The 23,898-nt window shown below is 28.2% G+C and carries 21 protein-coding genes; all 21 read right to left on the bottom strand.

What is annotated here, in order from left to right; translation table 11 throughout:
* Positions 1 to 77: 77 nt before the first annotated feature.
* The 21 genes from ACQPVP_RS02695 to ACQPVP_RS02595 all read right to left on the bottom strand — a co-directional run bounded on the left by ACQPVP_RS02695 (position 78) and on the right by ACQPVP_RS02595 (position 23,897).
* Positions 78 to 1,100 (bottom strand): LacI family DNA-binding transcriptional regulator, encoded by a 1,023-nt coding sequence (locus tag ACQPVP_RS02695; RefSeq protein ID WP_430847310.1) that lies wholly within the window; start codon positions 1,098 to 1,100, stop codon positions 78 to 80.
* A gap of 86 nt (positions 1,101 to 1,186) precedes the next feature.
* Entirely contained in the window at positions 1,187 to 2,083 is an 897-nt protein-coding gene (locus ACQPVP_RS02690) for a sugar ABC transporter permease (protein ID WP_430846988.1), read from the bottom strand.
* A gap of 1 nt (position 2,084) precedes the next feature.
* Positions 2,085 to 3,002 carry an ABC transporter permease subunit gene (locus ACQPVP_RS02685; RefSeq protein ID WP_430846986.1) on the bottom strand — a complete coding sequence of 306 codons (918 nt, stop codon included), beginning with the start codon at positions 3,000 to 3,002 and terminating at the stop codon, positions 2,085 to 2,087.
* A 95-nt stretch (positions 3,003 to 3,097) separates the two neighbouring features.
* The gene (locus tag ACQPVP_RS02680; protein WP_430846984.1) at positions 3,098 to 4,306 is read right to left on the bottom strand and encodes a maltose ABC transporter substrate-binding protein; all 1,209 of its coding nucleotides are present in this window, start codon (positions 4,304 to 4,306) and stop codon (positions 3,098 to 3,100) included.
* A gap of 115 nt (positions 4,307 to 4,421) precedes the next feature.
* Complete coding sequence (locus tag ACQPVP_RS02675; protein ID WP_430846982.1) at positions 4,422 to 5,369, bottom strand: PucR family transcriptional regulator; 948 nt, start codon at positions 5,367 to 5,369, stop codon at positions 4,422 to 4,424.
* Between the two features lie 397 nt (positions 5,370 to 5,766).
* Positions 5,767 to 5,958, bottom strand: coding sequence for a hypothetical protein (locus ACQPVP_RS02670; protein WP_430846980.1), 192 nt, complete (start codon positions 5,956 to 5,958; stop codon positions 5,767 to 5,769).
* 78 nt (positions 5,959 to 6,036) lie between these two features.
* Positions 6,037 to 6,579, bottom strand: coding sequence for a phosphatase PAP2 family protein (locus ACQPVP_RS02665; RefSeq protein WP_430847308.1), 543 nt, complete (start codon positions 6,577 to 6,579; stop codon positions 6,037 to 6,039).
* Between the two features lie 178 nt (positions 6,580 to 6,757).
* The gene (locus ACQPVP_RS02660) at positions 6,758 to 7,081 is read right to left on the bottom strand and encodes a PTS lactose/cellobiose transporter subunit IIA (protein WP_430846978.1); all 324 of its coding nucleotides are present in this window, start codon (positions 7,079 to 7,081) and stop codon (positions 6,758 to 6,760) included.
* 19 nt (positions 7,082 to 7,100) lie between these two features.
* Positions 7,101 to 8,435 carry a PTS sugar transporter subunit IIC gene (locus ACQPVP_RS02655; RefSeq protein WP_430846976.1) on the bottom strand — a complete coding sequence of 445 codons (1,335 nt, stop codon included), beginning with the start codon at positions 8,433 to 8,435 and terminating at the stop codon, positions 7,101 to 7,103.
* A gap of 42 nt (positions 8,436 to 8,477) precedes the next feature.
* Positions 8,478 to 8,783, bottom strand: coding sequence for a PTS sugar transporter subunit IIB (locus tag ACQPVP_RS02650; protein WP_430839547.1), 306 nt, complete (start codon positions 8,781 to 8,783; stop codon positions 8,478 to 8,480).
* Positions 8,784 to 9,055: 272 nt separating this feature from the next.
* Positions 9,056 to 9,784, bottom strand: coding sequence for a MurR/RpiR family transcriptional regulator (locus tag ACQPVP_RS02645; RefSeq protein ID WP_430846974.1), 729 nt, complete (start codon positions 9,782 to 9,784; stop codon positions 9,056 to 9,058).
* Positions 9,785 to 9,848: 64 nt separating this feature from the next.
* Entirely contained in the window at positions 9,849 to 10,082 is a 234-nt protein-coding gene (locus ACQPVP_RS02640; RefSeq protein WP_430846972.1) for a hypothetical protein, read from the bottom strand.
* Between the two features lie 5 nt (positions 10,083 to 10,087).
* A complete protein-coding gene (locus tag ACQPVP_RS02635; RefSeq protein ID WP_430846970.1) occupies positions 10,088 to 11,176 on the bottom strand; it encodes a glycosyl hydrolase in 1,089 nt (362 codons plus the stop codon).
* A gap of 11 nt (positions 11,177 to 11,187) precedes the next feature.
* A complete protein-coding gene (locus ACQPVP_RS02630; RefSeq protein WP_430846968.1) occupies positions 11,188 to 12,873 on the bottom strand; it encodes a glycoside hydrolase in 1,686 nt (561 codons plus the stop codon).
* On the bottom strand, positions 12,863 to 14,728 hold the full coding sequence (locus ACQPVP_RS02625) for a glycosyltransferase family 2 protein (RefSeq protein ID WP_430846966.1): 1,866 nt from the start codon (positions 14,726 to 14,728) through the stop codon (positions 12,863 to 12,865). Before ACQPVP_RS02625 ends, ACQPVP_RS02630 begins: the two co-directional genes overlap by 11 nt.
* A 26-nt stretch (positions 14,729 to 14,754) precedes the next feature.
* Complete coding sequence (locus tag ACQPVP_RS02620; RefSeq protein ID WP_430846964.1) at positions 14,755 to 17,352, bottom strand: polysaccharide deacetylase family protein; 2,598 nt, start codon at positions 17,350 to 17,352, stop codon at positions 14,755 to 14,757.
* A 246-nt stretch (positions 17,353 to 17,598) separates the two neighbouring features.
* Entirely contained in the window at positions 17,599 to 18,438 is an 840-nt protein-coding gene (locus ACQPVP_RS02615; protein ID WP_430846962.1) for a PRD domain-containing protein, read from the bottom strand.
* A gap of 37 nt (positions 18,439 to 18,475) precedes the next feature.
* Positions 18,476 to 19,945: a glycoside hydrolase family 1 protein gene (locus tag ACQPVP_RS02610; RefSeq protein ID WP_430846960.1), complete on the bottom strand. Its 1,470-nt coding sequence runs from the start codon at positions 19,943 to 19,945 to the stop codon at positions 18,476 to 18,478.
* Positions 19,946 to 19,949: 4 nt separating this feature from the next.
* A complete protein-coding gene (locus ACQPVP_RS02605; protein WP_430846958.1) occupies positions 19,950 to 21,809 on the bottom strand; it encodes a beta-glucoside-specific PTS transporter subunit IIABC in 1,860 nt (619 codons plus the stop codon).
* Between the two features lie 377 nt (positions 21,810 to 22,186).
* The gene (locus ACQPVP_RS02600) at positions 22,187 to 22,981 is read right to left on the bottom strand and encodes a metallophosphoesterase family protein (protein WP_430846956.1); all 795 of its coding nucleotides are present in this window, start codon (positions 22,979 to 22,981) and stop codon (positions 22,187 to 22,189) included.
* Between the two features lies 1 nt (position 22,982).
* Positions 22,983 to 23,897 (bottom strand): ABC transporter permease, encoded by a 915-nt coding sequence (locus ACQPVP_RS02595; protein ID WP_430846954.1) that lies wholly within the window; start codon positions 23,895 to 23,897, stop codon positions 22,983 to 22,985.
* Between the last annotated feature and the right edge of the window lies 1 nt (position 23,898).

Below are 23,898 nucleotides of genomic sequence, written 5' to 3'. Positions count from 1 at the left end.
CCATTTCTAAAAAAGCTATTACATATTTTTTGTCTTCTTAGTTGAATTAATTTCATAAGAGAGTTTGGATTTTCTGTTTAAGGGTTAATAATATTGAAGTTAGTTGATTCTCTTACTACAAGCTCTGTATTTAAAATAATGTGTTTATTATCTGTTCTATTTGACATTAAATCTAATAATAAATCAACGCTAATTTTTGCCATTTCTAATTTAGGCTGAATAACTGTTGTAATAGTAGGATTATAAAATTCACTTATATCCATACCATCAAATCCAACAACAGCTATATCTTTACCAATTTCTAATCCATTATCTTTTATAGCCTTTGCACATCCTACAGCCATTATATCTGATATTGCAAATATAGCTGTTACTTCTTTATGCTTTTTTATTAACCTATTAGTTTCTTCATAAGCACCTTTATAAGCATAATCTCCTAAAATTCTATAGTCTTTATTAAATTTTATATTATTATCACTTAAAGCATTTAAATAACCATCTTCTCTTAAATGACCAATTCCTATATCATACTCATCACCTAGCATTAAAGCTATATTCCTATGACCACAATCTATAAGATATTTGGTAGCTGAATATGCTGATTTTTCATTATCTATAGATACAGAAGAAAAATTTGAAAATTCTTTCCCATATTTATGATTTATAGATGTTAATACTACTGGCACTCCAATATCATTAAAATCATCATTTTTTACTTCTGTAAAATTTCCTCCAAGGCATATAACCCCTTGTAGCCTTTTCTCCTTTATCATAGATATTAAATTATTCATTTCATCGTTGCTTAGATAATCATGATGCTCTAATATCATTGAATATCCTGCTTTAGATATCCTTTTACTTATTGAATCTAACATTTCAGAGAAAAATGGATTAAATACCCCTTTAATTAAAACACCAATATTGTTTGTGTTATTTTTCTTTAAATTTCTTGCACTATTGTTAGGTATATAATTATTTTCTCTTATTATTTCTAAAACTCTTTCTCTAGTCTGCTCTTTAACGTCTGGATGATTATTGATTACACGTGAAACTGTACTAACCCCTACTCCAGCTATTCTAGCAATATCTCTTATGTTTATCATAACTCCCTCCAAATCTCGACAAATTATTCGGTATCGTTTCCATATATTGTTATAATTAAACTGAATAGTTCATACATATAGTACTATTCTTTTACCGATCCTGAAACTAATCCTGTTGCTATATATTTTTGGAAAATCATAAATATTACTACTATAGGTAACGCTGCCATTACTGCTGCTGCTGAATATTGGGTCCAATTAGCAGAGAAATTATTAGTAATAAACTTTTGTAATCCTGTAGTTATAGTTTGGACATCTGCATTTTTTAATATGGATGATGTAAACATAAACTCACTATATGCACCAATAAATGCAAATAAGAATATTACTATTAACATATTTCTAAGAAGTGGTAATATTATTGAATAGAATACTTTAAATGTAGATGCTCCATCTATATATGCTGCTTCTACTAATTCATCAGGAATACCATCTATAGCTCCTTTTAACAACCAGATATTATAAGCACTTCCACCAGCTAATATTAGTATCAAAACCCATGGTTTATTAGTCAGGTTATATAAAAATACTATACCAAGTATTGCAGGCAAAGCCATTGTTGTTGGAAACATTTGAAGTATTAATAAACTCATTAAACCATTTTTTCTTCCCCAAAATCTTAATTTTGAAAAAGCAAATGCTGCCGGAATTGATAATATCAATTGAATAACAGCTACTATTGTACTTATTATTAATGAATTTCTAACCCATAATAAAAATTGAGTCTTTTCTATTACTTTTATATAATTTTCTAATGTCCATTCTTTAGGGAAAAATGTTGTTTGTGTAAAAGCATTTCCCTTTGCCATTGATGCAGAAATTACAGCAATTATAGGAAAAACAGTGATTATTAGCATACACCATATGAAAATTCTACTTATCCATGCTGTTCTCACTTCATCAGGTCTTAATTTCTTCTTATACACTACTTTTTTTTCTTTTTGTGTAGCTGTATTTAAATTCATACCAACTTGTTGCATTCTATTCAACCTCCTCAAACTGACCAGATGCCTTCATTTGAATAAATGAAATTGATGCAATTATTATAAAGATTATTATGCTAAGTGCTGATGCAATTTCAAATCTACCAAATTGTATTGAAAGCTTATAGTTTACTGATGCTAGTATATCTGTATAACCTGCAAATTGAGTTGTTAATCTAGGTGGGTTTCCTTGAGTTATTAAATATGCAGATCCAAAGTTATTAAAATTAAATGCAAATGATGAAATTATTAATGGATATGCTGTTTTAGCTATTGATGGTAGTGTTATTTTAGTAAATTGCTTCCATTTACTTGCCCCATCTACCATTGCAGCTTCATAATAAACTTCTGGTATTGCTGATAATGACCCTAAAGAAACATTCATCATATAGGGAAATCCAAGCCATATATTAACTATTAGTATACTAACCCTAGCTAAATTAGGATCTGTTAACCACTTTATAGGTTCTTCAATTAAATGTAATTGCATTAATACATTATTTATTTGACCATAGCTTCCATTAAATAATCCTTGGAAAGATAAAATTGCAACTGTTGCTGGTAACGCCCAAGGTAATATTAATATTCCTTTATAAAGTCCTCTTTCTTTTATATTTGGATTATTCAGTGCTAATGCTAAAATTAAACCTAATAAAAAGCATCCAAGAGTTGAAATTACTGCAAAAATTATTGTCCATACAAATACAGGTAAAAAAGTTTCTTTAAAAGGTCCTGTTAATACTTCTTTGAAATTTGCTAAACCTACAAAGTTTATTTCACCCTTAGAGTATTGAGTATAATCTGTAAAAGCATAATATATTGTTGATATTATCGGCATTACTGTAAATATTAGAATTGAAATAAGTGCTGGTGCTAAGTAATAATAGGCTTTATGACTTTTACTCTTCATGCCCATATAAAGTCCCCCTTTGTTTTATATAGAGATGGATCTGCCCCAAGGACAGCTTAAATAATATTGTGAGACAGCACCATCTCTATTAGTTAAATCCTTTATTTAATTTGTTTAATACCTTCTTCAACTTGATCAACTATATTCTTAGCAGTTGTTGCTGCATCAGTTTGTCCAGAAGTTAATAATTTTAAATTATTATTTGCAGGAGTCCACATAGCTTGAACTTCTACTATATTAGGCATTGGTGTAGCTATTTTAGCTTGTTCAACAAAGACTTTAGTATATTCATTATCAATAGCATAATCTTTAGCTACTGGAATTCTATTACCAGTCTTATAAATTATATCTTGTCCCTTATCAATAAACTCTTCCATAAGATCCCATGCTAAATCCTTATTCTTAGAATTTTCATTAACTATACCAGTTTGAACACCTAAGAATGTACTTGTATCATTTCCACCAAGTGTTGGCATTGGAATTACTCCAAAGTTTAATCCAGCTTCTTCAGCTGCTGAAACATCCCATGGACCTGAGAAATAGAATCCAGCTTTTCCAGAAGTAAATTCACCTTGAGCTATATCTCCTGTAATATCTGCTGCCATTAATTTATCTTTATTTACTAAATCAGAAATAAATTGAAGTCCTTTTATTGCTCCTTCATTTCCAAGTCCTATATCAGTTGGATCTAATGTTCCATTATTATCTTTATAAACATATCCACCATTAGCTGATAAGAATGCATATGAGAAATAGAAATCATTAATATTGTATACAAATCCAACCTCTTTAGCTTGTTCTACTAAATCTTCCATAGTTGTTGGAACTTCTTTAACCAAATCCTTATTATAAAACATTGCAGTTGTTTCTTGTGCAAAAGGTACTGCATAAATCTTACTATCTAATGTAACTGCTTCAACTAGTGCATCAGATGTATATTTGTCTGCTGAAACAATGCCACTTGGAACTTCTGCTGCAACTCCAGCCTTTTGGAATGTTCCTAAATTATCATGTGGAATTCCTAGCATTATATCTGGGCCATTATCACTTTGAGCTGCTTGAATCATAGCTTGCCATTCGCCTTGATCTTCAACAACGCTAACTTCTACATTATTTTCTTCACCCCAAGCCTTTGCTACTTTTTCAAATTCCTGAACTTCAGAAGTTGTAAAATGGGACCAAACTGTTAAAGTCTTCTTTTCTCCTGAATCGGAAGTTCCTCCATTAGAACTTGATCCACAGCCAACGAAAGCAGTTGTAGTAATTACTCCTGCAATTAAAATTGCTAATAATTTTGAACGTTTTACCATAATAAATTCCTCCCAAAAATCTAATTTAAATCTTTATATTATAAACCCCTTTTAGGTTTATTAACTTTTTGATAACATTTTCAGATACCCTTTCCGGTACCGTTTCCGAAAAACTCTACAATTTACTACTATAAATTGCTTCTTTCCAAAGTAAAAATAATATTTTAAACTCTACGGCTTCATTAAAGTTAGAAATATCATAATTAATTATTTTCTTTATCTTATCTATTCTATAGAATAATGTATTTCTATGAATGTATAGCTTGTCCGCAGATTCTGTAATCTTAAGTCCTTCACTAAAAAATACCTCAATTGTTTTTATTAAATCACTATCTAATTTTGAAAATAAATAATTATATTGCTTATATATTCTAATAACTTCTTCATATTTAGCATTATTAACCATCTTTTCAATCAATAAAGAATTTTCACTATAAACCTTTGAGGATAAATTGTATTTTAAGCAAATTCCTATATTATCTTTTAAATATTCATACCTCTCTTTAAGCTCTTTATATTCATTTATCTTGCAGTAAGTTACATAAACCTTTTCATTTATATTTTTTCTTATTGATTCAAATAAATTATTAACTTTTTCATCGCTAATATCATTTTTGCTTATAATCAATATATATTTATCTTGTGTTACTATAATATTTTCTTCTTTATCATAGTTACTTTTAATAAAGTCTAATACCTTTGACTGTTTTTCTTCTAAATATAGTAATATTAGTTTAAAAGGTTTGTATTTAATAACTTCTTTTAAACTATCATCTGAAAATTCTTTTCCCTTTAATATACCTAATATAATTTCTTCCTTTGATTTAACTGTATTATTTAATTCTTGTTCTAAGAAGCATTTTAATAAACTTATACAATTACTATAATTTTCATAAGTTTCTAAGAGCAATTCCTCTGTTGGAATTTTAATTATACTACTTATAACCTTAGAATTATCTCCTTTAAGAAAGTCTGCTAATACAACTCCATTTTTTTCACTTAGTTTGAAGGGAACTTGAATTTTCTCGCTTATTTTTTTAAAGGAGCTTTTTAATCCATACATAATCTCCCTCCGAATATATTGTTTTGATTTGAAACAGGTAACGTTTCCAAAAACCTCAAGCAAAATTCTTGTTTTTTTCCAAATTTTCCTTGTAATTAAATTATATTCCTGCAATCGTTTTTATTCAATAGTATATTTGTACAATTCAAAATATTTATTTTGTGCAATTTCACAAATATATAATAAATTTTATTAATGTGAATTTAAAGTGAATATGTTTCTAAAAAAACAAAAGGAGCTATCGCACAAATATCCCTAATTAGGAATTTAAAATTAAAAATGAAGAATTACTAAAATTAATTTTCTTTCAAACTCTTTAAGGAGTTTTTTCATTAATTATTCATTATTAATTTTTCATTGTGCGACAGATCCTCTATGTGTTAATAAATATTTTATATTACTTCATCTTTTTTAATGCTTTTTTCATATCATTAACCATTGATGCAACGTTATCTTTAACATCATCTCCCATTTCCTCAACCTTTTCAACTAACTCAGATATTTCTTCAGCAATCTCTTGGGTTAATCTACCAGATTTAACATGTCTATATAGCCTTTTCATTTTCTTTTCTATTTCTTCCATACCCATAGATTTACACCTCCTAACTAAGATATATAATTATATTTAACTATTAAAATATAATTATACTTAGTTAGTTAAATAAATTTATTCTACTGATTTCTTTAGAATAACATTATTCAATAGTTTAATTGTTAAAAGAGCACATGTAACTCCAAGTAAAATTCCACCAATTATATCTGATGGATAATGTACAAAAAGATATAATCTTGAAAATGCTATTAATGAAGCCAAGGCGTAAGCCACAAACTTCCAACTTTTCATATAATATCCTATGACTACTGCTGCTGTAAATGATGATGCAGTATGACCTGATGGAAATGAAAAAGATGATGGAGCTTTAATTATTATATTTATATCTGGATACGTTATAAAAGCTCTAGGTCTTTGAACTACATTTTTTATTATTCCTTCACCAATTATAGAAGTCATAAGTAAAGCTATTAATAAAACAAATCCTACTTTCCTATACTTCCTTTGAGCTAATAAAATAATGCCTATTAATATCCAAATAAATCCCTTATCTCCTAAGGTTGTTATTATCACCATTAACTTATCCATAACTGGATTTGAAAAATTTTCTTTAATAAAATGTAAAATATTTACATCAATATTACTTATAAAATTTATCATAATAACCTCTTCATTTAATTTTATGTAACTATATTTATTTAATAATTATACATTTTAAGTATAATTTATACAAGTTATTTAACTACAAAATGGGCTGTCTAACAAACAGCCCAAATTAAGGATTAAAAATGTTTCATTAATTTTTAATTGTACAAAAGCCACTTAAACAATTATTTTATATAGACATTATTTTCTTAATTTCTTTATTCATTTCAATTAATTCTATAGCTAAATCTTTAATAGTCTCTGCACTTATAAGTTGATCCTCTGCATGCATTATTATTAAAGAAAACTCTATCCTTTTGCCTCTTGCTTCATCTTGAATTAAACCATAATGGGCATGATGTCCTTCTAATAAAAATCCCTTAGCCTCATCTACTTTTCTTTCAGCTTCTTCAAAATTTCCATTTCTAGCTTCTCTTATTGCTTCCATAGCCAAAGATTTAGCCATGCCAACATTGCTTATTATTTCAAAAGCAACTAATTCTAGTTCATTCATTTTTTATTCTCCTATCTAATTACATAGTTTCTTTATTTTCTAATTCTTCTTCGTGCATCTTTATAGCGGCTTTATTTGATGCAATTACGAACGGAGCATAAATTAATACACTGACTGCTAAGCAAACAAATCCTACTACAAGTCCCATAAATTCTCCACCAGTTCCTATAAACGGAATAAGTGGTCCTGGAGTAGTCCACACAGCCCCATAAGCTATTGGTGGAATAATCTTAAAGAATATCGCTCCATATCCAATAAAAACATTTACCATAGGTACTAGTAAGAATGGTATTATATATATTGGATTTAATACTATTGGTAAACCAAATATTACTGATTCATTAATATTGAATAATCCAGGTCCTATTGATAATTTAGCAATATCTCTTTGATCCTTTGCTTTAGAGAATATGAATATTGCTATAAGTAATCCCAATGTCATACCTGAACCACCATAGTTAGCAAAGGCATCAGTTAAAACCCAAGTTGTTGGAAATGGTGCTCCCCATGCTGTTCCATTAGCTTGTGCGTAAGCTAAGTTAGCAGCATTTGCTTCAGCAAACATGGTCTCTCTTACTGCTGCAATTGTGTTAGGTCCATGAATACCCATTATCCATAATAAATTTGATACTAAAACCATAATTGCTACTGAAAAAATGTTATCTCCAAGTTTAGTTAACGGAGCTTGCAATACATTATAAATTATAGTGTGAATTCCTCCACCATTAGTAACTTTATCTAATATAAAGTTAAGAATTGAGAAACCAACTGTTACTATTATTATTGGTAACAATATCTTAAATGTTCTAGAAACTGCTGGTGGAACTTGCTCAGGCATCTTAATTTCAAGTTTAGATGACTTTGAAAGTCTTGATAATAGTTCACCTACTAATAATCCAACTATTATTGCAACGAATAGACCTTGAGGTCCCATATATGTCATTGTAATGCTTCCATCCACTGCTGCAGGATACATTATAAAGAATACGGATATTCCAGTAAGTCCTGTTAATAGATCATCAGCCCCTAAGGATCTTGCAAGGTTCCTTGCTATTAAAAATACTATTAAAATTGCTAAAATGTTTAAAGAACCATTTAAAACAGGTGCAAATATAGCTTGATAGTCTGCTAAATTAGGAATTAAATCTCCTAAGTGTAAAAGGTTTGCTATAAATCCATCTGGATGAAGTAAAACATTATTTATTAATACCATTAGTGAGCCTGCCATTGTTAATGGGAATGTTAAGATAAATGCATCCCTAATTGCAACAATATGTCTTTGTGCATTTAACTTCGTAGCAATCGGCACAAGAATTTTCTCCATACTGCTTTCTAGTTTAGTCATAATACTCATTATTTTTCCCCCTTTTATCTTTTTATTTATTATAAGCTCTTGTTAAATGCCAAGAGTTTTTAATACATTATCTAAAATGACTTTTCCATTCATGGTCCCATATAATCTCATATCTATTACTTCAACAGGTACCCTTCCCTTAACTAATGCATCTACTTGAGGTTTTTGAAATCTTACTTGCGGTCCAAGAAGTACAATATCCATTTTATCTATGACACTTGAACATTCTGAAACTGGCAAAGCTTCAATGTGTATTTCTATTCCTTTTTCTTTTGCTGCTGCCTTCATCTTATTTACTAAAAGACTGGTTGACATTCCTGCTGCACAAACTAATAAAATATTTTTCATACTAATCCCTCCTAAATTTACATTTCGCCTAAGCTTACTCCCTTTAGCTCTATCTTCCAATACCAATTTATTCTTTATTTATAATTAAATTATATCCTTATAAATCCCGTTTTGTAATCATTTTCATAACTAAAAAAACAGACTTAACATCTATATAATTTGTCACATAAAAATAACAATTTGTTTTACTTTACCATGGTTTTTATATTATTTTTTAATATATTTATTAATGATAGTAACAAGATATTTTTCAAAAAAAAGGATAGATTACTCTATCCCTTATAATTTTTATATAATTTTTTGCCTATGATTTCTATAATATATAATGCAGGTATTTGTGTCGTAATATCATCCTCTTCAGTTTTTTCTTGTTGTACATAATATCCAATATTTATATCAGATATCTTTGCTATTATAGAGTCTTCATTATTAGTAATACTTATTATCTTACACCCTTTTCTCTTAAGTCTATTAATATGTTCTATAGCTGTTGGTGTTTCTCCTGAAACTGAAAAAGCCATTGCAACGTAATTCTCACTATATTTTAAATGTAAAGGATAGAATGGATCATCTATATAAATAGCATTTCTTCCAATAGCTGAAAGATATCTAGCTGCATATTTAGCTATTATTCCTGAGAATCCTATTCCAATAAATATAATGGTATTAGCCTTATTTAATTCATGACAAACTAAATCTATTTTTTCTATATATTCTTTTCCTTGAGCTTTTTTTAAGAAATCTATTATCATTGAAGTATTATCTGCTAAACCTTTACCACCAGATTCATCTAAATACATTTTGAACTTAACTTTAAATTCTGAAAATCCTTCACAATCTAGCTTTTTGCAAAACCTTAATATAGTTGTAGTTGAAACATGAGCTTCTTTTGCTAACTCCCTTATTCTCATATAAATAACTTTTTCACTATTTTTCATAATATAGTTATACAATGATAGCTCAAGTTCATTTAAACTTTGTATCTTATTATAACTAAACATACTAATCTCCTTTAAATATAATAATGCTTCAAGTAATATTTTCCATACTCATTTAATATAACCTTTATTTTACATGTATTGTATAGTAAAGACTTGTCCCATAAGGTGATTTTCTCTTAAACTCTGACTTTAAATATTTCTCTAAATCTACAGCTGATAACTCTGTTTCAGCTAAGTAAATTATTTTAATTCTATTTTTATCATCAAAAACTGTTAGCTTAACCTTGTCATCTTGGTAATTATCAAAAAATTCCCTTATAAATTTCATTTGCACTCCATTTATCTCAACTTTATGCATAACCCTTATCCTCCCACAAAATTATTAAATAAATTTCCGCCTAATCTCCATAGACTAACATTATATCCAGCCTCTATTATTGGTTGATATAAGCATTGTAAAGTAATTTTATCAGCATACCATACTTCATGCTTTATATTATCTTTATCCATGTAATTAAAATATAGATATTTACTATTCTCATCTCTTTGTATATCTACATCATATTCACTTAATATTTTATTGACCTCTAATTCGGATACTGATTTAGTCTTACCATCTTCTCCCCAATCAAATCCTCCTGTAGCTATAGCAAAACTCTTATTTCCATCTATTTTTTTCATTTTTTCTATTAGAGATTTTATAAACTCTTCGTTTGCCTTTTCACCAGGTTCACTAAAAGCCCCATGTAAGTTGTAGCACATCATTACATAGATTGGCCCATCTATAAAATCTAATTTCTCTATAGGGGCATTGGGTTCTAGCATTACCCTTAAATCTAAATTATTTAAAATTGATTTACTATATAGCTCATCAATAAACAACAAGAAATTATCCCATAAATCTAAGTCATCCTTAATTTGTTCATAATCGATTTCTATTCCATCAAATTCATATTTACTAGCTAAGTCTATTATCTCATTAATATGATTCTCTCTAGATTCTTCATCCCTTAGAACTTCATTTAATACATTCGTATCTTTTAAAGAAGATTTTCCATCATCATAAACCACATCATTTACAATGGTAATATACTTTTTAAAACTATATAATTTAGTTTCATTGTAATATGTTATTAGCTTCTCAGGAATTACAAGTTTATTTTTATCATTAAAATTTGCTGAAAAATATGAAATACTACTTAATTCATTATCTAATTGTTTTATCTCATTATCTACATCTAAGTCCCAATATACAACCCAAGAAGATAAATTGCTTAAATCTGTAAAAGTCCCACTCTTATCCTCATCTATAAATATATTATCTCCCTGTGTATTTACATTATTTTCTTCAATATTTTTGCTATTATCTATTAATTTAAATAACAATAATAAAGTTACTATTAATGTTAAAATTCCAATCATAGTGTAAAGATTTTTATGTTTTCTAATCATATTACCTCTTCTTATAAGTTAGTTATAAACCAATTTATAACTTTCTCAAAATAATTTTTAATGTTATATTTAATAAGTTCAGTTCCCTTTAGTGACCCATCATATAATACCGTATCATCTATTTCAGTAACCTTTAGCTTTTTAAATATTCCATCATAAACATCATCTGCAATATTTCTTTGACTATATCCATACTCTCCCCAAGCTGATTCTAGAAAAACACTTCCTTTTTCTGTGCTTTGCACTTCTAGTCCTTCTACTACTGTTTCTCCATCTAATGTAATATCAAGTTTATTTTCATTTAGTATTATATTTACTTTCTTATTTCCCTTTTCATTTATATCAATGTCATCAACATCTCTTCCGTCATTCAAATCTTTTGAATATAGTAATTCTTCTTTACCATCTATGCTTTCTGTAATTTCAATATTATTATTAATAATCTTAAATCTTAAATTATTTTGTAAATCATCACTTGCCCTAAGATAAATTGCTTGTGAACCTATTATATTACCATTAAGTTCTATAGATAATTTAATATTTTTAAAATCCTCGCTATCCAATAACTTAATAATTCCTTGATCTTCTGGTAATGATGTAAGAATAATAGTATCATCTTTAAATTCTGATTCACCTTTTATATTTTGAAAACTTTTTGATCTTTCTTCATCTCCAACAACAAAATTTACATCTTGCTTAGTATCATCCCAAACTCTCATTAATAAATGATTTGTTGACCAATATGCCTGTGGTTGCATTCTTGTTAAATCATATATTGAGCTATCTCTAGTATTTAAAGAAAATCCTTCTCTATTAAAATTCATACTAAAAATTTTATTAATCCACTTTTCATTAATTTTACTAACCTTATCATTTGTTCCAAATTGACTTGTATTAGAATGCATAAGAGCATATAAGCTTGGTACACTTCCTAACTCTTTATTATAAATCTCATATAATTTTTCATAGTCATAATCTATACGTTCATTCATTTCACTATAAGTTTCTTTTGGTATATTATTTTCGTCTCTAATATAATCCATTAAATAGTGATTGTAATTTCTTCTAATATTAGTTGATAATTTAGAAAAATCATTAGAAGTTAACTCTCCTAAATAATTATCATCCTTATCAAAAACATTTATATACTCTAGTCTATACCCATTTGTTCCCAGTTCCCAATAAGAACTTTTAACAAGTTCTTTTAAATCCTTTGGCATTAAAAACTTAGGATCATTCTTAGAAAACTTATCAGCATAAGTAAGCATTGTTGCCTTATAATTGTACTTCTCCATTATTTTTTGTGCAAAAATTGCAGTATCTCTTCTACCATCCTCAAACAATAGTAATAACGCCTTACTTGGCAATGCTTTACCTTCATTATAATAATCTAAAACATCTTGTTGGGTTATAGTAACATATCCATTATCCTTTAAAGCTTTTAATTGATTTTCTAATGCTTCTGTACTTATTAGTTTATTAGTTCCACTTCTATCTACTCCAAAATAAGATATAACAATAAAACCATTGTCATCATTATTACTTACAACATTATGATCATATGGGCTATACTCTGAAAATGTAAAAATTGCCCTTATAGCTACTATTAATAACACTAATAATATCAATGCTTGTATAGTACCTCTAATAATCTTTTTTCTATCTTTTCTTTTAGGAGAAATTTCTTTATACTTCATTATTAATTCCTCCTTGTCTTCCATTTTTCATCATTGTTCTTTTTCTTTCTGCTTCTATATCACTTTTAGTCATTCTTGTTCCCCATGTTGATTTCCAGAATGTTGCCCAAGCAATTGGCATTTGCCAGAGTAATACTGCTTCATAGAATATACAAAATATCATTCCAAATATCCATGTTGTACTCTTTCTAAAAAACATTTGTGCAAAACTCATCATCAATGCCATCATCAACAATCCCACAAGGAAGGTTGTTGGAAAAACATTATGAAATATAGGGACATAAATAAGATTATAAACAACTACAATTGGAGCTAATATAGGAACTAATAATCCTGTATAGAAAAAGATAGACATGAAGGGTTCTTTCTTCCATATAAATTTTCCTGCAATAATTGACTCTCTAAGCCATGATCTTTTCCATCTCATCTGTTGTTTCAAAAACACTTTATACTTATTAGGAACTATAGTGGAACAAATAGCTGTATCCTGATAAGCAGTTCTATGTTTATTTAAAACAAAATTAGTCATAGCTCTATCATCTCCAAAGGTAGCTTTTTGCCCCAAAAAAGTTTGATTTCTCCATGCCTCCATATTGTCCATAACTATTTGTTTTTTATAACATGAAAGTGGTCCAGATAAACATGTAACAGCATCAAAATATCCCTCTGCCGCCTTCATTATTCTAAAGGCTATATAATATCTAACTGACTGCATTTTAGTTAATACATTAGTATATGTATTAGCCACATCTGTTCTACCAGATACCCCTCCCATTTTAGGATCCTTAAAGGGTTGTACTAAGTTAATAATTGCAAATGGATCTAAAAAGCTATCTGAATCAACGAAAACTACTAAGTCATGTTTTGCATTTAAAACTCCTGTACACAGTGCTTCTCTTTTACCCATATTTTTTTCTTGGACAAAATACTTTAATCTTTTATCAACTTCAAATCTCTCTTCTTTTTTTAACTCTTCTATAGTTTCCTTAATTTTCTCTACAGACTTATCGTTAGAACAATCATCTACAACTATTACTTCTAATTTATCAATAGGATAATCCTGGTTAATACATCCTATAATTGTTCTTTGTATCCATTTTTCTTCATTAAAACAAGGAATAATTATAGTTACTCCCGGGGTATAATTAGAGTCAATTGGAACAGGTTTGTATAATGCACCAAATAGATATCTACTCAATAAAAATATTGCTGCTATTATGCTGTACAAGTACATCCATTTATTAAACTTAAAATAAATTATACTCTCTGCCCTCATTAATATTATAAAAAAGCTTATGAAAAATAATAATATACTTGACATAGCCAAAAAATATTTATCTTTTTTCCTCTTTGAATATTCAGATAAGGTTTCTAGAAATTCAATTCCGCATAATATATTTCCATCCTTATCAACTATATCTCTTACTTTCTTACCTTTTATTTTAACTTTTATTTCATATCCTTCAGGCATTGAACCTTGTAATATTCTAAACTGTAGTTTTAAATAATCAGCTTCATTAATTGCTTCTAACTGACTTTTATCTTCTAGTTTTATTAATATTCCAGTAGTAGATATATTATTAGATTTCACTATAAATTCATTTTCTTCTTTAGAATTTTTATATTTTACTTTTACATCAATTTCTGTAATATACCTTATTCCAGCTTTACTACTTTCAATAAATGTAGTTGTTTTATTTTTATTGCAATTTATCTCCTTTTGACCTCTACGATCAATCCCTTTTCTTATACCTTCTTTATCTGGAACATTAGATAAAATTCTTCTATCCTTTTCTGGTTCTAATAAAATATCTTCATCACCTTTAACTTTTTTCTTCTTATATTTAATTTTCAAGCTTACTCCTCCCTATATAAAAGCTTTTAATTTCCCAGATAATCACTTAGCTTTGCAATTTTATACTTTTTACCGTATACTCCATTTTCATTATTAGTAAGGAACTTATCTAATGCTTCTGCTGTATAATAACTTTGGTTATTCATATGCATTACTATTACATTACCTACTCCTTCTTTTAGTTGTGATTCAATGGTATTGACTATCTTATCTGAAGAGCTACTTTCATAATCATGAGTAGATATATTTCCGCTAATTGAGTACTTATATCCACTTTCAAATACAGATGATAACCCATCCTTATCAACATATAATGTTGGTGGTCTAAAATATTGCTTTAGAGAATTTAAATCCCCTATTACCTTAGCCATAGCATTATATGACTCAGTTAATGACCACTCTAGTGTATCTTTACTTTCACTTAGTAATTCATGACTATAAGTATGGCTACCTATATCATGCCCATTTAAAGCAATTGTTCTAAGTATATTAGGATTAATATTAGATAAATTACTATCTATATCAAAATACCTTGCTATTGCAAAAAATGATGCTTTTACATTATGCTTATTTAATACATCTAATATTTCATTAACAATAGGATCACCGCCCCAGTCATCAAATGTAAAGAATATTACATCTTCACCGTTAGTGTTTATAGTTCCAGTAGTATCAATTCCCACTACTTCCTCATCACTAAAACCATATAGTGGTACATACACATTGCCTATATAATTAGTTCTAATTAAATCAAGAACTTTATCACTATTAACCTTTTCAAGGGTTTTATAATTAGATAAAATACTATATCTACCATAGCCATTCGTGCCCTCAATAGTATTTTGTATATTTTTCACAGAGGTTATATTGTAATTTAACGGTACTTGAACTATATCATAGGAGCTTGTCCTTTCGTTATATCTATGGGCATATCCATTTTTTACATACCTTTCTGTTAAAATTTCTATAATATTTGAAATTTGATTTTCATCTTCAAATATATTTGAATCTAATCTAAAATACACAATTTCACCTTTACTTAATGAAACATAAGAATTTATATTAAAGTAATCACTAACAATATCTTCGGCACTCATATTTCTATACTTTCCTAAAATAGGTGCCTTTGTATAAGTGATTAACTCATAATTTTCAAGACCACTTATTTGCCTTATTGTAGATACGGCTTCTTGAATATTAGAATTTGAATATCCATATCCAGCCATGTATGCATTAGTGTAAATTCCTTTTTCCTTCAATAATTTATCAACTTCATAAATTTCTTTACATATTTCTTCAGTAGTTTTACTTAATATTTTAGAACTAGAAGTTACTCCTCCATTAGCAATTTCATGACCAGCATTTATAATTTTTTCTATTCTATCTGGATAATCTTCTATATCTTCCTTAGTTACAAAAAACGTTCCTTTAGCATTGTATTTATCAAGACTCTCCAATACATCATCTAACACTTTTTCATTACTTATTCCTCTAAATGTATATGTTACTGCCTCTTGAGTTGTAAAAAATCTTGAAACTACTGGCGAAAGATTATTGTTATTTTTTTTCATTAATTCATTTAAATTAATTTCAGAGAAATTAACTTCTTCTTTTTCTACATTCTTATTTACTTCATTTTTTATTTCTTCTTTATTAATAACTTCATTATAAATATTATTTATAATATAAGTAGTATTAGGCTTTGTAAGTTCTTCTTCTTCATTTGTATCGATTGTCTTATCTATAATAGGTAATTTTTTCACTTGAACTGGTGTTATTCCCTGTTCTGTAATTGAATCTAAAATCCACTCTACTATATCTACGATACTTACATCATACTCATCTATTTGAGTTTCATCTATAGTAGATTTTTTATCTATTGCAGGTTCTTCTTCTGAGCTGGATTTATTATACTCAAAATCATCTAAAACACCATCTAATTTTATAGATATAATTTCTCCTTTAGATAACTTCTTTATATAACTATGTACTTCTTCATAATCTTTAAAACTTTGATAACTTAAATAATAGCCTGGACTTACAACATATCTATTTCCGGCTGCATATGCTGAAGCTAATAATTCATTACTATATACTGTTGAGCTACATTTTAATAATCTCGCATTTTTTTTAACTATCTCTTTTAACACCTTATTAGCACTAGAGAAATCTGCTATTAAATCTTCCTTTGATAAATTTTGCATATCCCTTGTCCCTGATAAAGTTCCACTACCTATATCATGTCCATATTCCTTTATAAGCTCTACTGTACTAGAATCTTCAACGGCCTCTACTCCTGTAATAAAAAAAGTTGCTTTAACATCATATAAATCTAATAAATCTAGTATTTCCTCTGTAACCTCTGTATCATTTATTCCCTCAAAGGTTAAAGCAATAATATTAGATTCTGTATCAATATCTTTAATTACTTTAGCTTTTTTATTAATACTATATTTTTCTATTGCTAGTTTAGTTTCATATGATGAATCATATTTCTCATCATCAATTGGATTTACCCCTAATGAACTATTATCTATCCTATAATGTCTGTAGGCATAGAGTCCTATAAATAAAGCTAATAATAATATTATTATTGTTATTATAGGCACAATCTTTCTCTTCATTTTCTCTCCTCCGATTTATAAATTAACAAAAACAATGTATTTCTCATATAACCATTATTTTAACTTTAATTAGATTTTGCATGATTCATTATAGCAATAATATATTTTATTCACAACATTCGGTATTTAAATTATTTTTAATAATCTAAAAATAACTCAAAAAAATATTGTTTTAATAAACATTAAGTAATTTAATTCATTATCAGAAAATTTTAAAAGGACCTAAAATATAGGTCCTTTCATAATTTAATCTATAGATATTAATCTTTGTATATGAACTGCTAAATATGCTATTTCTTCTTTAGGTAGTTCTTTGTTATATGTTTTATAAATATATTGAGCAACCTTTTCTGCATATTTTACTGAAGAAGCATGTTTGTGCTTTATTTGCTCATATAAAAAATCATCAGAACTATCTATTAATTTTTCAGCAAAAAATCTTTCTGCAAAAAATTGCATATGAGAAATAAATCTTGAATAATGAAAACTCTCCGTGTCAAAATCTTGATTTGTTGCATACTTAACTAAATTAACTACAGCTGAAATAAGTTTTGCTGCTCTCATAGCATCATGCTGATAACTTTTTCCACTTTGTGCATTAACTAAGTGAAAGGCGATATTAGCAGCTTCTTCTTCTGGAAGATTAACATTAAATTTCTTATTAAGTAATTCTAATGCATAGACTCCAACACTAAATTCCTTTGGATAAAAGTTTTTAATTTCCCAATAAACTCTATTAAAAACCATAATATCATTATTATATCTTTCTACTGCAAAACTTAAATGATCTGTAAGAAGTAAATATATATTATCTTTAAATGTAGTTTCTAACTTTTCAGTAGCATAATTAATAATTTCTTGAGTTAATTCAAAATATTTTGCAGGAATTGAATTAATCATATCCATTAATCTTTTAGCTGTTGGATTTTCAACTGGCATAAAAATCTGATTTTCATCACTATCATCTATCTCTTCTCCAGCTCTACGTCCATATCCTATGCCTTTTCCTAATATAATAAATTCTTGTTTCTTATCATCTTCAACCAATAATACACTAGAATTCAAAGCCTTCTTTATGATTAGCATAATATCCCTCTCAACATTAATTTATTTTAATTAATCATTAGTTCATATCTTCTCCGTTAGTTTCAATAACTTTCTTGTACCAGTAGAATGATTTCTTACGTCTTCTTTCTAATGTTCCATTTCCAAAGTCATCTTGATCTACATAAATGAATCCGTATCTCTTTGACATTTGAGATGTTCCTGCACTGATTAAATCTATTGGAGCCCAGCTTGTATATCCCATAAGCTCTACCCCCTCTTCTACTGCCTTTTTCATCTCTATCATATGACTTCTGAAATATGCAATTCTATAATCATCATTTATTGAACCATCTTCTTCAATTTTATCAACAGCTCCCATTCCATTTTCAACAATAAATAATGGTAATTGATAACGGTCATATAATTCAATTAATGATATACGCAATCCAACTGGATCAATTTGCCATCCCCATTCAGTTTGTGGAAGATATGGATTTTTCACTCCCATAATCGTATTTCCTGCTGTTTTTTCCATCTCCTCTTCATTTTCACATGCAGCTAATGACATATAATAACTAAAGGATACAAAATCAACAGTATTCTCTTCTAATATTCTATCATCATCTTCATTCTTTTCAATAACAATACCTTTTTCAGCAAACATTCTTTTTATACGTTCTGGATATTTACCACGAACTTGTACATCTGAGTAAAAGTAGTTATTAAGATTTTCATTTAAAGCCTTTAAAATATCTTCTGGCTTACATGTTAATGGGTATGTTGTAAGCTTAGTTAGCATACAGCCTACTTTACTTCCTTCTATTATTCTATGACATTCACCTGTCACAATAGCTGATGCTACAAATTGATGGTGTAATGCTTGGTATATATCTTGTTCTTCTTTTCCTTCTTCACAACGATCTGCTACTATACCTGCTGTAGTAAATGGATGACGATATATACTATCTATTTCATTGAAAGTTAACCATAGTTTTACTAAATCTTTATATCTTTCAAAACATACAGTACAGAACTTTACAAAGTAGTCTACAACTTTACGTTCAATCCATCCATTATACTTTTGACTTAATGCTAATGGCATTTCATAATGAGATAAAGTTACTAATGGCTCTATTCCTAGCCTTTTCATTTCAGAAAATAAATTTTCATAGAATTTTAAGCCCTCTTCATTTGGTTCATTTTCTTCTCCTGTTGGGAATATTCTACTCCATGCGATAGAAACTCTTAAAACTTTAAATCCCATTTCAGCAAATAATGCTAAATCTTCTTTATAATGATGATAAAAATCTATTCCTCTACGTTTTGGATATAATTCAGAACTCTTATCTTCTATTGCCTTTTGTATTTGTTCACTAGTTATACCAACATGTCCCTTATAATCTGTAACACTTATATTAGATCTAAACATTGCAACATCTGCAACCGATAAACCTTTTCCTCCTACATTCCATGCTCCTTCAACTTGGTTTGCAGCAACTGCCCCTCCCCATAAAAATCCTTCTGGAAATCCTTTTTTAATACTCATTATTCTATACCTCCATTGCTTTAACTAAAACTAAATTTTTTCCTACTTTTGTATTACCTTGAGTTTTTGGTTGAATATCAACATTTTCCATATTAGTCATTACCATTGGAATTATTGTATCATATCCTTCTCTTTTAATTGCATCTATGTCAAAGTTTAAAAGTAAATCTCCTGCCTTTACTCTATCCCCAACTTTTACCTTTACATCAAAATACTTTCCCTCTAATTTAACTGTATCTATACCTACATGAAGAAGAATTTCCTTTCCACAATTAGATTTAATTGCAATTGCATGATTTGTATGGAATACAGTTTCTATTGTTCCATCACAAGGAGCATATAAAGCTCCATCTTTAGGCATTATAGCAATCCCATTACCTAATATTTTTTGACAAAACATATCATCTTTTACATCTTCAATATTAACAACTTCTCCATTTGCATAACTTAATAAAGTAATTTCTTTATTTAAATCATTAGATTGAACTACTTCTTCAGTAGTTTTTTCTATAACTTCTTCCTTTTGATCCTTCCAAAGTATAATACCTACAACAAAAGCAACTACAAAAGATATTAATGCACCAATTATTGCATAAAGTATATTTTTAGGCAACTCTTCTGAAATAAACATTGAAATACTTGCAAGTCCAGGTCCTACTGCTGCAAAAGCCCTAACAGATGATATACCTATAAATGTTGCTCCTATAAAGCTACCTGCCATAACACTTGATAATACCTTCTTATTTTGAATAGTTAAGCTATAAAGTGCTGGTTCTGTAATACCAAATAATGCTGATACTCCAGATGATAATGCTGTTGAACGAGTCTTATCATCTTTTGATTTAAGTGATACTGCAAAACATGCTCCAGCTTCAGAAATATTATGTGCTAATGATGCTGGTAAATATAAAAGCTCATATCCCATTTCTGTAATAGATGATACTGCGTATGGTACTAAGGCTTTATGCATTCCTGTTGAAATTAAGAATGGTAAAACTGGAGCTAAAACAGCAATTGCCACCCATCCTAATTTACTATATAAGAATAATATGCAACTTGTGAAACCTTGTCCTAAGAAATATCCTAATGGTCCTATAGCAACTAAAGTAACTGGTACTGTAATTAATAATGTCATAAGTGGTACAAAAAATATACGAATTGCTTTTGGTGATATCTTAGTAAATAATTTTTCTACTTGCGCTAAGAATAACACACAAAGTATCGCTGGGAATACTTGAGAAGTATAATTAATATTTGTAATAGGTAGTCCAAATATTGAAGCGCCCTCTGCCATTATACTTGTCATTGAAGGTAAAATTAAAGCTGCTACTGCTGAAATTGATACTAATTTATTTGATTTTAATTTAGAAGCCGTTGTACTTGCTACGAATATAGGTAAGAAGTAAAATCCTGCTTCCCCAATATTATTTAGTATATTATATAATTGGCTTGATTTATCTAATACCCCAAACATGGCTAAAAGTAATAGTAAAGATTTTAATATACCTGACCCTGCAATTACTGGAACTAATGGTTGGAAAACACCAACTATAAAATCAAGTATAGTTGCACCTATTTTCTTATTGCCTTCTGGAGCCTTCTTTCCTTCTCCTTGTCCAATATTAGCAATTTTCATTATTTCATCATAAACTTCTATAACTTCATTACCAATAATAACCTGACATTGTGCTGAAGTAACTACTCCAACTACACCATCAATTTTCTTTAATTCATTAATATTTGCCTTTTTATCATCAACTAATGTAAATCTTAAACGAGTAGAACAATGCTCTAAATATGCTACATTCTTCTCTCCACCAACATTTTTCAAAATATTTATAGCTGTTTCTCTATAACTTTTCATAAGTAATTTCTCCTTTTATAATTTGAAATTTAGTTTAACTTCTGGATTTTACTAATTGAATTTGGCCAATATCAATTTAAAAAAGCAAAAAGGACCCAATAAAAGTAACACGTAAAAATAGTGTTATTTTTATTAGATCCTGCCTGCATTACCAGTCACATGTCTAAACATTAACTAAGATTATAATACTATATCCTAGCTAATTAGTCAATGTAAATCTTTACTTTTTTTTTGTTTTTTTAATAAATATAGAACACTGAAAATTCTCAGTACTATAAAAAAGTAGATAAATTGGCTTTTAACTAATCTATCTACTTTCATTCAACCTTACTATATTCAATTTAAAAATGGTCTAAAATGCTGATTTAAATATTCTATTAAAACTTGATACGAGTTAAAAATTTGCTTTCTTCTAGAATATCAATAATATCTACAAATATTTTCCCATCTTCATATCTACAAAGATTACATTTTGTCGCCTCTTCAAATCTAACTTTTCCATCTTCTTCATCATATCCAACAAAAGAAAGGCTACCTGCTGTGAAGTAAGGTTTTCCCGCAAATATTCCTTTATAAGGATGGTGAGTATGTCCTGAAAATATTCCTATAATTGAACTTTCATTCACAATATCTTCAAAATCCTTATCAAAACTTACTGGTGGTAAATTAAATTGATTTTTTAAAAGATGATGATGAAGCATAAGTATTACATCTTTATCGGTGTCTTTTTTTAATTCCTCTCTTAACCAATTACATCTATCAAGAGTTATAGTTCCATTATTATTATGATATTCAGAATTATCAAAGCTTATTATCTTAAGCTTGCCTATTTCCATCATAGTATTATAGGGTTCATCCTTTAGTCCTTCATTAAACCAACCTTTATAAAATTCTTTCTTATTATCATGATTTCCTAAAGTAACAATATAAGGAATACCTTCAAATAAACTATCTAAATTTTCTTTTAGTATTCTATAATCCTCACTATCTCCTGATTCTACTAAATCTCCAGTTATTATAATAAAGTCTAGAATATTCTTATCTATTTTTTCTAATACTCTCTTTATTTGAATAATTGGATTAGTCATATTATTAAAAATAGAATTATATCCAACTTCTTCTTTTATATATTCCCTTAGAAAATGAATATCTGATATGTGTAAAAATATCATACTACACCTTTTTACCCTTATTTTTCTTATTCTTAATACTGAATATAACTAAAGCAACTATTGTAGCTACATAAGGTATAGATGCTGTAATTTGTGTTTTTAATGATGTATTTTGTAATACATTTCCTGCTGCTTGTGAAAATCCAAAGAATAAACTTGATAAAAGTACTCCAATTGGATTTGATCTTCCTAAATTATTTGCAGCCATTGCAATATATCCACGTCCTGAAGTTATATTTTGTATAAATAAAGTTACAGTTCCCATAGAAAGAAGTACTCCACCTAAACCACATAATAATCCTGATAAGCTTATTGTAAGGAATTGATATTTTTCTACCGGAGTTCCAAGGCTTCTTGCTGCCTCTTTATTTATTCCTATCGCTCTTAATCTATATCCTAAAACTGTTTTATATAAGAATATATGCATTCCAATAGCTATTATAAATGCTAAATAATCAATTATTGTTAAGCCCGAAATCATTGTTCCAAGCACAGGAATATCCTTTATAACTGGTATATCTATCTTTGTAAGACTTACTAAACTTGGATCAGTAAAAACACCCTTTGTTTTAAATATTACATAAAGTAAATATGTTGTCACTCCACCCATCATTGTATTAGTAGCCATACCAACAACTACTGGAGAAGCCTTTAACTTAATTATACAAAAGCCAACTATTGCTGAGATAATCATTCCACTTACAGCCCCTGCAATTACTGACCAAAATACACTATGAGTATAATAATTAGCAACAATACTAAAGAATGCACCAGTTAACATGGTCCCTTCCATAGCAATATTAAAAATTTTTACTTTTGTACATATTGCTGCTGCAAGAGTTACTAATAAAATAGGCGTCATCATACGAATAGTAGAATTTACTACCACCGCTAAATAATCTATACTTAATTCCATT

Origin of the sequence: Clostridium nigeriense (assembly GCF_050585265.1) — a bacterium.
GTDB classification, from domain to species: domain Bacteria; phylum Bacillota; class Clostridia; order Clostridiales; family Clostridiaceae; genus Clostridium; species Clostridium nigeriense_B.
Note: the sequence above shows the minus strand (reverse complement) of the source record. Positions and strands in the feature narration are given on the sequence as shown.

What these genes read in the sequence shown, in the direction of transcription:
- ACQPVP_RS02680 (WP_430846984.1), bottom strand. Translation starts at nt 4,306, where the DNA reads ATGGTAAAACGTTCAAAATTATTAGCAATTTTAATTGCAGGAGTAATT.
- ACQPVP_RS02600 (WP_430846956.1), bottom strand. Translation starts at nt 22,981, where the DNA reads ATGATATTTTTACACATATCAGATATTCATTTTCTAAGGGAATATATA.
- ACQPVP_RS02645 (WP_430846974.1), bottom strand. Translation starts at nt 9,784, where the DNA reads ATGTTTAGTTATAATAAGATACAAAGTTTAAATGAACTTGAGCTATCA.
- ACQPVP_RS02595 (WP_430846954.1), bottom strand. Translation starts at nt 23,897, where the DNA reads ATGGAATTAAGTATAGATTATTTAGCGGTGGTAGTAAATTCTACTATT.
- ACQPVP_RS02660 (WP_430846978.1), bottom strand. Translation starts at nt 7,081, where the DNA reads ATGAATGAACTAGAATTAGTTGCTTTTGAAATAATAAGCAATGTTGGC.
- ACQPVP_RS02685 (WP_430846986.1), bottom strand. Translation starts at nt 3,002, where the DNA reads ATGGGCATGAAGAGTAAAAGTCATAAAGCCTATTATTACTTAGCACCA.
- ACQPVP_RS02650 (WP_430839547.1), bottom strand. Translation starts at nt 8,783, where the DNA reads ATGAAAAATATTTTATTAGTTTGTGCAGCAGGAATGTCAACCAGTCTT.
- ACQPVP_RS02675 (WP_430846982.1), bottom strand. Translation starts at nt 5,369, where the DNA reads ATGTATGGATTAAAAAGCTCCTTTAAAAAAATAAGCGAGAAAATTCAA.
- ACQPVP_RS02690 (WP_430846988.1), bottom strand. Translation starts at nt 2,083, where the DNA reads ATGCAACAAGTTGGTATGAATTTAAATACAGCTACACAAAAAGAAAAA.
- ACQPVP_RS02640 (WP_430846972.1), bottom strand. Translation starts at nt 10,082, where the DNA reads ATGCATAAAGTTGAGATAAATGGAGTGCAAATGAAATTTATAAGGGAA.
- ACQPVP_RS02670 (WP_430846980.1), bottom strand. Translation starts at nt 5,958, where the DNA reads ATGGGTATGGAAGAAATAGAAAAGAAAATGAAAAGGCTATATAGACAT.
- ACQPVP_RS02655 (WP_430846976.1), bottom strand. Translation starts at nt 8,435, where the DNA reads ATGAGTATTATGACTAAACTAGAAAGCAGTATGGAGAAAATTCTTGTG.
- ACQPVP_RS02630 (WP_430846968.1), bottom strand. Translation starts at nt 12,873, where the DNA reads ATGAAGTATAAAGAAATTTCTCCTAAAAGAAAAGATAGAAAAAAGATT.
- ACQPVP_RS02610 (WP_430846960.1), bottom strand. Translation starts at nt 19,945, where the DNA reads ATGAGTATTAAAAAAGGATTTCCAGAAGGATTTTTATGGGGAGGGGCA.
- ACQPVP_RS02615 (WP_430846962.1), bottom strand. Translation starts at nt 18,438, where the DNA reads ATGCTAATCATAAAGAAGGCTTTGAATTCTAGTGTATTATTGGTTGAA.
- ACQPVP_RS02620 (WP_430846964.1), bottom strand. Translation starts at nt 17,352, where the DNA reads ATGAAGAGAAAGATTGTGCCTATAATAACAATAATAATATTATTATTA.
- ACQPVP_RS02635 (WP_430846970.1), bottom strand. Translation starts at nt 11,176, where the DNA reads ATGATTAGAAAACATAAAAATCTTTACACTATGATTGGAATTTTAACA.
- ACQPVP_RS02605 (WP_430846958.1), bottom strand. Translation starts at nt 21,809, where the DNA reads ATGAAAAGTTATAGAGAAACAGCTATAAATATTTTGAAAAATGTTGGT.